The organism is Janthinobacterium sp. AD80 (assembly GCF_002878455.1).
GTDB lineage: Bacteria > Pseudomonadota > Gammaproteobacteria > Burkholderiales > Burkholderiaceae_D > Janthinobacterium.
The window spans coordinates 1-10880 of sequence record NZ_NRDQ01000199.1 but is presented as its reverse complement, the minus strand read 5'-3'; the positions used below and the strand labels follow the sequence as shown (position 1 = coordinate 10880).

Here is a 10880-nt window from a genome sequence, read left to right as displayed (position 1 = left end):
CTGCCGGTGGTGCGGCTGGCAATGCGGCCGGCGCCAAGGCTGGCGAAGGCGGCGGCGCCAATCCGCTCGACTATTTCTCCGACATGCTGCTGCGCGCCACGCCGGCAACGCTGCCGCCTGCCGCCACTGGCACCCTGGCCGCACCTGCGCCAAACAGCGGTGCCAGCCTCGCCGAGCAGCGCGTGGAAATCGGCAGGATCTTCGCCACGGGCCTGTCCACCGGCAGCCTGGCCGCCGATGACCGCGCCTACCTGGGCCAGATCGTTGCCAGCCGCACGGGCTTGAGCCAGGCGGAAGCGGAAGCCCGCGTCGATGCCGTCTACGGCCGCGCCGCCAAGGCTGCCGCCGATGCCAAGGCTGCCGCGCAGCAAGCGGCCGAAACGGCGCGCAAGGCCGGTGCCCACACGGCCCTGTGGATGTTCGTCGCGCTGCTGCTGGGCGCCTTCGTTGCCAGCCTGGCAGCCACCTTTGGCGGCCGCCAGCGCGACCACGAGCGCGTGTTGCGCCACGTCAGCATCTAACCCCCAACCAATACTAGGAGTCTGCCATGCGTTCCATCCTCTTGCTCTTGCTGGGTATTCCATTGCCCATCGTCATCCTGATCGCCCTGTTTGTGCGCTAACAGGTACACAAACCGGCGCCCGCTGCAAGGTGGGCGCCGGTTTTTGCGTGAAAGCGGGCGCGTGTGTAAGATGGCGCCATTCTTCCACCGGGATACACCATGACCCTGACCGCTTTTCGCCCCTTGCTCAAAACCACCGCCATCGCCGCCATCGCCTGCGCGGTCCTGGCCTCGTGTTCCACCCTGATCGGCCCGCGCGACGTGAACGTGTCGCTCGCCAAGATGCAGCAAGGCCTGGAGCGCCGTTTTCCCATCGACAAGCGCGTGCTGTCCGTGCTGGACGTCAAGCTGACGCAGCCGCAACTGTCGCTGCAGCCTGAACGTGAAAGAGTCGCCCTCAGCGTCGACGCCAGCGTGATGCCGCCGTTCATCCGCCAGACGTGGCGCGGCAGCCTGGCCATGTCCGGCCGCCTGGTGCTCGATGCCCAGCGCAATGCCGTCTACCTGAGCGAAGCGAGCGTGGACAAGGTGAATATCGCCGCCCTGGACGAATCGCAGCAGCGCCAGTTCGCCAAGGTGGCCAGCCTGGTGGCTGACCAGCTCATGCATGAAACGCCGATCTACACCTTCAAACCCGAGGAATTGCGCTACGCGGGCGTGCAGTTCGTGCCGACGCGCATCCAGACCACCAGCAGCGGCTTGACGGTGACGTTCGAACCCGTGAAGTAAGGCCGGCGCCGAACCGCGCGCCCCTGTGCAGTGGCTTGGCCCGGCACGGATATCTATTGTGCTATAGTAACATTTACTTAAATAGTAACATTTACTTATCTCGGGGCGAGCGGTGATGCATATCAATACAGCAGCAATTCAACGCGGGGCGTTGTCCGCCACGGAAGGCAGCAAGCCATCATCCGAGAAAACCCAGGCTGTCCAGGCGCCAGGCGGTGCCGGCGCCGTGGCGGACGATGTCGTGATTTCGACCCTGGCCGGGCGCCTGGCGAAGGCTGCGGCGGCCACCAGCGCCACCATCCAGGGCTTCGATCATGCGGCGCTGGGGGCGTGGGTGAATGGCAATACCGACGACATCCTGTATCCGCTGGATGCGGAACACAAGGCGGCGGCCGTCAAGCAGCTGCCGCAACCGAATGACGCGGCATCGGCAAGGTCGGCCGCCGCCGCGACCGCCTATGTCGACAGGAAAGGCCCCAATCCATTTGCCGGCTTGTCGCGCGAGCAATTGGCTGCCATCTCGCACGATGACAGCGGGACATTTACCATCAACGAGCGGCGCGCCGCCTTCATGCAGGCGTATCAGGAAGAAGAGGCGTGGCGTACCCAGGTACTGGCGCAAGCCATGCATGAGTATGCAACCACGGGCAAGCAGACCAACTTCTTCAAATCCGTGCTCGCGCATTTCAATGAATTGCCCCTTCTGGAGCAATCGCAATATCCTGCCAATTACGCGAGCGACCTGGAAGGCAAGATCAAGCTCGATTTTAATTATTTCAACCATGCCGCCGGCAATGGCGGGCCAACGCCGGGTTCGCTTGCAGACCTGCTGAAAAATCAGGATAAACAAGGCCTGGAGCTGTTTGACCTCCTGCTTCGCTGAGCCCTGCAATGGTGCAAGCGTCGTTGCTGCGCCGCAGGCAGGCAGCCGAGTTCTACGCGGCGTCCGGCATCAAGCGGGGCGGCCCGATGTCTCGGCCGCACGAGCGGCGCATGATCAAGTGATAAGCCAGTGGGCCAGAAGGATAACCGCGAGGGCTATTCCTTGGCGTGGTTCAGCGTGTACCTGGGCAGTTCCACCGTCAGGTCTTCCTGGGCCAGGCGTGCCTGGCAGGACAGGCGCGAGTGGGGCTGCAAGCCCCAGGCCTGGTCGAGCATGTCTTCCTCGTTGTCGCCCAGTTCGTTGAGCGAATCGAAACCTTGCACCACGACCACATGGCAGGTGGAGCAGGCGCCGACCTGGCCGCAGGCGTGTTCCATCTCTATTTTGTTGAGCAGCAATGCGTCGCAAATGCTCATGTTCTGCGGCGCGTCAAAGACAGCGCCGTCGGGGGCCAGCTCGGGATGGGGCAGGACGGTGATTTTTGGCATGCGGGGTTCTCCTTGATGTCGCTTGAATACCGCTACCTTGAACCTTCCTGCCTTGATAAGGTCAAGCGCAAAGTTGCGCCTTGACGCGAGCTGTCCGCGCTTATACCTGCGAGGCCGGGTGCTCGGCCAGCGGGACGAACTTGCCGGTCGACTCGTCGAGCGCGTCGAGCGAACCATTCTCGATGTCATACACCCAGCCGTGCAGGGTCAGGCGTTTTTGCATGATGGCCAGGGCCACCGACGGATGCGTGCGGATATTGTTGAGTTGCGCGACCACATTGGCGCGCACCATGCCATCGATACGGTCCTGCTCTGTCGGGTGCTCGACGGATTCATTGATCATGCGCGCCGCATCCGCGTGGCGCAGCCAGTTCTTGACCGCCGGCATGTGATCGAGGCAGGTGCAGGTGGCGATGGCTTTCATCGCGCCGCAGTCGGAATGGCCGCAAATGACGATGTCCGTCACATTCAAGGCGGCAACGGCAAATTCGACCGACGCGCTGACGCCGCCCGGTTCCGGACCGAACGATGGCACGATGTTGCCCGCGTTGCGGATCACGAAGAGTTCGCCAGGTTCGCGCTGCGTCACCAGTTCCGGCACCATGCGGCTGTCGGAGCAGGAAATGAACAGGGCCTTGGGCGTCTGTCCCGTGGCCAGCGACTTGAACAACTCGCGGCGCTCGGGAAAGACTTCCTTCTGGAAACGTAGAAATCCGGCAATGATGTCGCGCATAAGAGAAAGCAGAGAGTGACTGAAGCCGCTATTATCGCTGATTTGCAGGCGTCGATGTGGCCGCCACCCTCGGGCGGTGCTGGCTTTCGCTGTGCGAACGCGCGTATCTTGGCGGCAGGCGCGCCACGCTGCCTGACATGAAAAAACCGCCCGTAGGCGGTTTTGTGCAGGCACTGACGACGGCTTATTGCTTGTCAGGCAAGGCGTAGGCCAGCACGTAGTCGCCACGGTCCGGCGACTGGCGCGCACCGCCGGCGCTGACGACGATGTATTGCTTGCCGGTTTTCGGCGAGACATACGTCATCGGGCCGGACTGGCTGCCCACGGGCAGGCGCTGTTTCCAGATTTCCTTGCCGGTGGCGCTGTCAAAGGCGCGCAGATAGAAATCCTGCGTGCCGGCAAAGAACAGCAGGCCGGACTGCGTCGACATGGACGCGCCCAGGGTCGGCATGCCGATCGGAATCGGCATTTTCATGCGGATGCCCATCGGGCCCGTATCCTGCACCGTGCCGACCGGCACTTGCCACACCAGCTTGCGCGTTTTCAGGTCGATGGCCGACATGGTGCCGAACGGCGGTTTCTGGCACGGGATGCCCGCCTTCGACAGGAAGCGTTCGCGCATGGCGCCAAATGGCGTGCCTTCCTGCGGCACGACGCCCATCTCGATGCCGCTGGCGCCTTTTGGAATGGCGGCGCGCGGGATCATGTAGTTGGCCAGGCCCAGACGCATGTCGTTGACGAACATGTAGTTGGTGGTCGGGTCGACGGAAACGCTGCCCCAGTTCATGCCGCCCAGCGAACCGGGAAATTGCAGCGAACGGTCGAGGCCAGGCGGCGTGTAGACGCCTTCGTGGCGCATGCCCTTGAATTCGATACGGCACAGCAACTGGTCAAAGATGGTGCCGCCCCACATGTCGGACTCGTGCAAGGTGGCGTTGCCGATCGACGGCATGCCGACAGAAAACGGTTGCGTGGGCGAATAGCGCTCGCCTGGCACATTGCCTTGCGGCACGGGGCGCTCTTCCACTTGCGCGATGGGCTGGCCCGTGACGCGGTTGAGGAGGAAGATCTCGCCTTGTTTCGTCACTTGCGCCAGCGCGGGCAGGCTGCCGCCTTTGCCGTCAGGAATGTCGTACAGCAGCGGCTGGGCCGGCAAATCAAAATCCCACAGATCGTGGTGGGTGGTCTGGAAGGTCCAGCGCACCTTGCCGGTTTTCGCATTGACGGCGACGATGGACGAGCTGTACTTGTCGTCCAGGGCCGTGCGCGTGCCGCCGAAGAAGTCCGGTGTTGCGTTGCCGGTCGGCAGGTAGATGGTGTCCAGCTGGGCGTCATACGACATGGCCGACCACACGTTCGGCGTGCCGCGCGTGTAGGTCTGGCCTTCTGGCGGCAGCTTCGTGATGGCCGGGTTGCCCGGATCCCAGGCCCACACCAGTTCGCCGCTGCGCACGTCAAACGCGCGCACCACGCCCGGCGGTTCGCCGGTGGAGAAATTGTCGGCCACGCGGCCGCCGACGACGACCAGCTCGCCTGCGATCAGCGGCGTCGACGTCTGCTGGTAGTAGCCGGGCTTGACTTCGCCCATGCCCGTTTTCAGGTCGACAACGCCGCGGTCGCCGAAATCGGCGCAAGGCTGGCCGGTGGCTGCGTCGAGCGCGATCAGGCGTGCATCGATGGTCGGCAGCAAGATGCGTTTGCGGCAGGCGGCCGGTGCGGCATCGCCGGAAGCCGTGGCCGGCAACGATTGCGCGGCGGGCGCTTCATGGTAGCCCAGGCCGCGGCAGCGCTGCCAGTTCGGCGCGGAACCCTGCGGGTCGTATTTCCACCGCTCGGCGCCCGTGTCGGCGTCCAGTGCCACCACCTTGCCGTAGGCCGTGCAAACGTACAGGGTGTCGCCCACTTGCAGCGGCGTGTTCTGGTCTTCGGCCCCGGATCCGTTGCTTTGCGGGATGTCGCCCGTGTGCGCCGTCCAGGCCAGTGTCAGCTGGCTGACGTTGCCCTTGTTGATCTGATCCAGGGCGGCGAAGCGGTTGCCGGCCGTGGTATTGCCCCAGTGCCGCCAGTTTTTCTGCTGCGCGCCCGGCGCGACGGGCGTGACGCCCGCCACCACGTCCGCTTCAATGACGGATTTGGGCAGGAAGAAATTGACGCCCGTGACCGCCAGGCAGACGGCGATCAGGCCCGCCAGCGCGAAGGCGCCCTTGCCGGCGGGCGCGCCAGCGGCGCGGCGCAAGCCCGGGTAGGCGAGGGCGACGAGCAGGGCCAGCACGCCGAAGACGAACAAACGCGACACCAGGGGCCAGAAGTTCCAGCCGGCGTCGACGGGCGCCCAGACCAGGGCAACGATGAAGGCGGCGCCGAACAGGACGGCGCCGGTCGGCTTGCTGCGCCAGACGAGCACGCCGGAAACCAGGGTGGCGATGCCCATCGGCAGGTAAAACCAGCTGCCGCCCAGGTAGATGAGGCAGGCACCGCCGATGGCGAGGAAGAGGCCGGATAAAATGAGCAGCGCGGCTGGCAGGTAGCGCAGCGGCGATGCCGCTTCAGGTGAGGATGAACTGGAAGGGTTCACGATGATTCCTTTTTATTGTTGGCCGGACAGCCAGGCGCGGCCCGGTAATGCTAAAAACCAAGACTCGGTTTCCCCGTTTGGCGAGGGGTGAGCGCAGGCAGGCAAAGTGCGGTGGGGGAGTGAGAGTTTGCGATGCCGCTCAGGCAGAATCCAGCGCAAGCGCCCACAGCCTGGCGCGCGCTGCATTCAGCCCGAGTTTGGCGTGCTGGTCTTGCTGTCGAGATTGGCGATGATGCGGCTGAGCATGTCCAGCAAGGCGTGTTCTTCCTCGACGCTGAAACCGGCGAGGGCTTCGCGGTTGCTGGCATGAATCGCTTCCTTGATCAGGGGCGACTGCTGTAATGCGGCCGGGGTAAGGCCGAACAGGCTGCTGCGTCCATCAGCAGGATCGGGTTGACGGCTGACCAGGCCGTCACGTTCCATGCGCGCCAGGGTGGCCGCCATGGTCGGCTGTTCGACGGCAGCGGCGACGGTCAGGGCTTTCTGCGTCAGCTGCGCGCCGTTCGCCAGTTCGTAAAACACGGGCAGCTGGCCAGGCGCCATGCCGATCAGCTTGAGCTTGCGCTCGATAATCCTGGCAAACAGGCGCGCCGCCCGGCTGGTCATGTGGCCGGCGGACTGTTCCTTCTGGAAGTCGATCACGGAAACTCTCCGGTGAAAAGAATATAGCATGCTATCATAATTTGAATCAATATAGCAGGCTATGTAGTTTTTCGGCATGCAGAAACGCAAAAACCGCCCGAAGGCGGTTTTTTTACGTGGCAAGGCCGGCGTCTAGATAAAATAGATCAGCGCGATGATGCCCACCACCAGCGCCACGCGGGTGACTTGATACGCGGTCTTGTTCCACGCCTTGAAGCGGCGGCGGTACTGGCCCATGGTCCAGGAAATCTGGAACAGCTTGCTCACGCCGCCCACCTGGTCGCCCAGTTCGTTGGGCGACGCGGCGGCTGTCATCAGGGTGCGGCCCAGCCAGCGGTTCAAGCCTTGTGCCCAGCGGTAGCGCATCGGGCGCTCAATGTCGCAGAACAGGATGATGCGGTCGCTGTCGGCATCGTTGCGGGCCCAGTGGATATACGTTTCATCGAACATCACGGCCTGGCCGTCGCGCCAGCTGTGGCGCTCGCCATCGACATCGATGAAGCAGCGGTCGTCATTCGGCGTCTGCAAGCCCAGGTGGTAGCGCAGGGAACCGGCGAACGGGTCGCGGTGCGGGTTGAGCTTGCCGCCCTGCGGCAGTTCCGCGAACATGGCCGCCTTGATCGACGGAATCGATTGCAGCAGCGCATAGGTTTGCGGGCACATCTGTTGCGCCGACGGGTGATTGGCGTCGTACCATTTCAGGTAGAAACGCTTCCAGCCATACTTGAAGAAGGAATTGAACCCCACGTCATTGTTCTTTTCCGCCGCCTTGATCTTTTTCATTTCCTGCATGCGCAGCGCTTCATCGCGGATGATCTGCCAGTTCTGCTGCAGCGGCGCCAGTTCCGGGAATTGCTCGACGGACAGGTATGGCGTGGCCGGCACCTTGGAAAAGGTGTGCATGAACAGGTTCAGCGGCGCCATGAACGAGGAGTGATCGAAGATCTGGCGGCGAAACGGCAGGCGCACCTTGCCCCGGAAATGAATATGTAAAACAGAAAACACAAAAATGCCCAGCAAGGCCCACTTCATACACAACCTCGTTTTTTAAGAATGGGGCAATTATAACCAGTTACTGCCATCGCCATCCTGCATCTGGGTGAAGGAAGCATGAAGCGGCGCACAGGGCAGCGCTGCCCTACAATATCCCTATTTCATCACTGACATGGGGGAAACATGGATATCTGGCACGCACCGCTCGACCTGGCCACGCTCAATGCCGCCAGCGAAGGCACGGCGATGCGCCATCTGGGCATCGCTTTCACGGCCTTTGGCGCGGACTGGATCGAGGCGACCATGCCTGTCGATCACCGCACCATGCAGCCCTTTAAGCTGTTGCATGGCGGCGCCTCCGTGCTGCTGGCTGAAACCCTGGGCAGCATGGCGGCCAACGCCTGCCTCGACAGCCGCCTGCAAGTGAGCGTGGGCCAGGAAATCAACGCCAACCACCTGCGCGGCGTGCGCGGCGGCCTGGTGACAGGGCGCGCCACGCCCATCCACCGGGGCCGCACGAGCCAGGTATGGGAAATCCGCATCGTCGACGAGCAGGGCAAGCTGTGCTGTATTTCGCGCATCACCATGGCCGTCATCGATGCGCCCGGCCGCGCGTGATTGCTGCCTTGAGCGCCGTCTTGATTTGCATCAAGGCATGAAAAGTGGGCGTGTGGAATGATAAATAACGCCGTTCGCTTATAATTCAGTGTGCTCACGTGCCGCGCCGGGTTTCCGCGCGCGCCTGGATTGCCCGAAATAAAAGCTGACTGCCCAAAAAACGCCAGTTGGAAGCCTGTCCCGCCCGCCCTGGCACGACAGGCAAGACGATGGCTGGCAGATTGCCCGCTTCCCATGGAGCCGGCAAAACATTCAACTTTACAAATAGGGCAATAACAAAACAATGAAGACATTTAATCGTCTGACGATAGGCGCGCGCCTGAGCGCGGGCTTTGCCGTCCTGGTCATCCTGATGCTGGTGCTGGCCGCGTTCGCGCTGCTGCGCATGGGCGCCATCGCCGGCGCCATGGAGGCGCAGGAAAAAGTCCAGCTGGAAAAACTCGAACCGCTGTACGTGGCGCGCGAAGCGCTCGACCAGACGGGCCTGGCCGCCCGCAATGCGTACATCTTCCACGACCAGGCCGCCGCCGAGAAAGAGCTGGCCATCCTCGACAGCCAGAAGGCGCTGTACCTGGAAGCGCTGGCCATCCTGGCGCCGAAGTTTGCCGGCGACGCGCAGTTCGACAAGGTCAGCACGGGCTTGAAAGCCATGGCGCAGGAACTGCAGCGTCCGCGCCAGTTCCGCGCGGCCGGACAGATGGAACAATACGGCACCTTCCTCGTCGACGAGTGCAGCCCCTTGCGGCGCCAGATCGTCGCCGACATCGATGCCGTGCTGAAAACCGTGCAGCGCGAATCGGAACAGGCCAGCGTGGCCGCGCGCGCCATTTATGGCCAGTCGCTGCGCTGGATCGGCGCGCTGGCCGCGCTGAGCGTGCTGGTCTGCATTTTTGTCGCCACCGTCATCACGCGCGGACTGCTGCGCCAGCTGGGCGGCGAACCGGCCTACGCGGCTTCGATTGCCGGGCGCATCGCCCAGGGCGAACTGGCCATCGACGTGCACACGCGCCAGGGCGACGACAGCAGCCTGCTGTTCGCCATCAAGACCATGCGCGACAACCTGGCCGCCATCGTCGGCAAGGTGCGCCACGGAACGGAAAGCATCGCCACGGCCTCGACCGAGATTGCCTCGGGCAACCGCGACCTGTCGCAGCGCACGGAGCAGCAAGCCGGTTCGCTGGAAGAGGTGGCCTCGTCGATGGAAGAACTGATTTCCACCGTGCGCCAGAATGCGGACAACGCGCAGCAGGCGAACCGCCTGGCGCGCGAAGCGTCGAAGGTGTCGGAGCAGGGCGGCAAGGCCGTGGCCGAAGTGGTGCACACCATGGGGTTGATCAATGCCTCGTCGAACAAGATCGTCGACATCATCGGCGTGATCGACAGTATTGCCTTCCAGACGAATATCCTGGCCTTGAACGCGGCCGTGGAAGCGGCGCGCGCGGGCGAGCAGGGACGCGGCTTTGCCGTGGTGGCGTCCGAAGTGCGCAATCTGGCGCAGCGCTCGAGCGCGGCCGCGCGTGAAATCAAGCTGCTGATCGACGATTCCGTCAGCAAGGTCGGCACGGGCACCGTGCTGGTCGAGCAGGCGGGCGCGACCATGCACGAAGTGGTGGCCGGCATCGGCAGGGTCACGGGCATCATGGCCGAGATCAGTCACGCCACGCAGGAGCAGGGTGCCGGCATCGAGCAAGTCAACCGCGCCATCGTCGACATGGATCGGGTGACGCAGCAAAACGCGGCCCTGGTCGAGCAGGCGGCCGCCGCCGCGCACGAACTGCAGCAGCAGGCGGCGCAGCTGGAGCAGGAAGTGGGCATCTTCAAGCTGGCGCGGCCCGCCAGCGGCCCCTTGCGCCTGGCTGCCTGACTGCCTGGCACGCGGGCGGGCACGGCGAAACGCGGCGTGCCGCCTGTCCTTTTACGCGCTACAATGAGAGCTGGATCACCGCCAGGACATCTCATGCAAGTGCATAGCAGCAACGATGTTTCCAGCCCGGACGATGACAAACCGGCGCCGCCCGTGCTGCACCAGGCCTTGGCCGGCCTCGGCTGGGGCTTGCTCACATGCTTGCTGTGCTTTGCCATCCTGTTCCTCACCAAATGGCTGCTGCCGCCCGAATACTGGGGCGCGCACACGGGCCTGGCCAAATTCAAGCGTGAAATGTCGCTGCCCCTGCTGGTCTTCTGGGTGGTCATCTATTCCCCCATCCTGGAAACTTTCCTGGGCCAGCTGCTGCCGCTGGAAATCCTCAAGCGCCTGGGCGCTGGCCGTCAGCTGAGCATTTTCCTCGGCGCCATTTTGTGGGGCATCGTGCATTTCATCAGCGGCGGCCTGCTGCACGCCATCGTCGCGCTCGGATCCGGCGCCATGTTCAGCTTTGTCTACCTGCGCTACCGCGAGCCGGGCGTGGCCGCCGCCTACACGACGACGGCGTTCGCCCGCGCCTGCAACAATATCGCCATCCTGGTGGCCGTGTTCTACGGCCTCGACGCTTGAGGCGGTTCTTGCCTCAACAGATACAGCACCAGGCCCGCCAGCGCGACGGCCAGTCCCGCCAGGGCGCCCAGCAACTGGCGGAAAGCCGTGTCATAACTGGCGCGCAGCAGCGCTTCCTGGCCCGGCAGCAGCATGGCCGCCTGGCCGATATCGCCCAGCGCGG

At 63.7% G+C, this 10880-nt stretch carries 10 protein-coding genes and 2 pseudogenes; 6 read left to right on the top strand and 6 right to left on the bottom strand.

The window, feature by feature from the left end; all coding sequences use genetic code 11:
• The 3 genes and pseudogenes from JaAD80_RS26555 to JaAD80_RS26545 form a co-directional block, all read left to right on the top strand.
• Nucleotides 1-521, top strand: a pseudogene (locus JaAD80_RS26555) (hypothetical protein); the annotation flags it as partial.
• 200 nt (nucleotides 522-721) lie between these two features.
• Nucleotides 722-1291, top strand: coding sequence for a DUF1439 domain-containing protein (locus JaAD80_RS26550; protein WP_102299036.1), 570 nt, complete (start codon nucleotides 722-724; stop codon nucleotides 1289-1291).
• Between the two features lie 115 nt (nucleotides 1292-1406).
• Nucleotides 1407-2174, top strand: coding sequence for a hypothetical protein (locus JaAD80_RS26545; RefSeq protein WP_146012551.1), 768 nt, complete (start codon nucleotides 1407-1409; stop codon nucleotides 2172-2174).
• 155 nt (nucleotides 2175-2329) lie between these two features.
• On the opposite strand, the gene fdx is transcribed toward JaAD80_RS26545, so the two are convergent.
• The 5 genes from fdx to lpxO all read right to left on the bottom strand — a co-directional run bounded on the left by fdx (nucleotide 2330) and on the right by lpxO (nucleotide 7644).
• Nucleotides 2330-2662 (bottom strand): ISC system 2Fe-2S type ferredoxin, encoded by a 333-nt coding sequence (fdx, locus tag JaAD80_RS26540; RefSeq protein WP_102299032.1) that lies wholly within the window; start codon nucleotides 2660-2662, stop codon nucleotides 2330-2332.
• A 100-nt stretch (nucleotides 2663-2762) separates the two neighbouring features.
• Nucleotides 2763-3395 carry a carbonic anhydrase gene (locus JaAD80_RS26535; RefSeq protein WP_102299030.1) on the bottom strand — a complete coding sequence of 211 codons (633 nt, stop codon included), beginning with the start codon at nucleotides 3393-3395 and terminating at the stop codon, nucleotides 2763-2765.
• A 184-nt stretch (nucleotides 3396-3579) separates the two neighbouring features.
• The gene (locus tag JaAD80_RS26530) at nucleotides 3580-5928 is read right to left on the bottom strand and encodes a glucose/quinate/shikimate family membrane-bound PQQ-dependent dehydrogenase (RefSeq protein WP_219726888.1); all 2349 of its coding nucleotides are present in this window, start codon (nucleotides 5926-5928) and stop codon (nucleotides 3580-3582) included.
• Between the two features lie 228 nt (nucleotides 5929-6156).
• Nucleotides 6157-6612 (bottom strand): MarR family winged helix-turn-helix transcriptional regulator, encoded by a 456-nt coding sequence (locus JaAD80_RS26525; RefSeq protein ID WP_219726887.1) that lies wholly within the window; start codon nucleotides 6610-6612, stop codon nucleotides 6157-6159.
• A 132-nt stretch (nucleotides 6613-6744) separates the two neighbouring features.
• Complete coding sequence (lpxO, locus tag JaAD80_RS26520) at nucleotides 6745-7644, bottom strand: lipid A hydroxylase LpxO (protein ID WP_046685160.1); 900 nt, start codon at nucleotides 7642-7644, stop codon at nucleotides 6745-6747.
• A 144-nt stretch (nucleotides 7645-7788) separates the two neighbouring features.
• Between lpxO and JaAD80_RS26515 the strand changes: the two genes are divergently transcribed.
• From JaAD80_RS26515 to JaAD80_RS26505, 3 genes are all read left to right on the top strand, one after another.
• Entirely contained in the window at nucleotides 7789-8223 is a 435-nt protein-coding gene (locus JaAD80_RS26515; protein WP_102299027.1) for a hotdog fold thioesterase, read from the top strand.
• 283 nt (nucleotides 8224-8506) lie between these two features.
• Nucleotides 8507-10087: a methyl-accepting chemotaxis protein gene (locus tag JaAD80_RS26510; protein WP_102299025.1), complete on the top strand. Its 1581-nt coding sequence runs from the start codon at nucleotides 8507-8509 to the stop codon at nucleotides 10085-10087.
• A 93-nt stretch (nucleotides 10088-10180) separates the two neighbouring features.
• Entirely contained in the window at nucleotides 10181-10717 is a 537-nt protein-coding gene (locus tag JaAD80_RS26505; protein ID WP_102299023.1) for a CPBP family intramembrane metalloprotease, read from the top strand.
• Here the strand turns inward: JaAD80_RS26505 and JaAD80_RS30955 are convergent.
• Nucleotides 10699-10880, bottom strand: a pseudogene (locus JaAD80_RS30955) (MFS transporter); the annotation flags it as partial. The gene JaAD80_RS26505 and the pseudogene JaAD80_RS30955 overlap by 19 nt on opposite strands.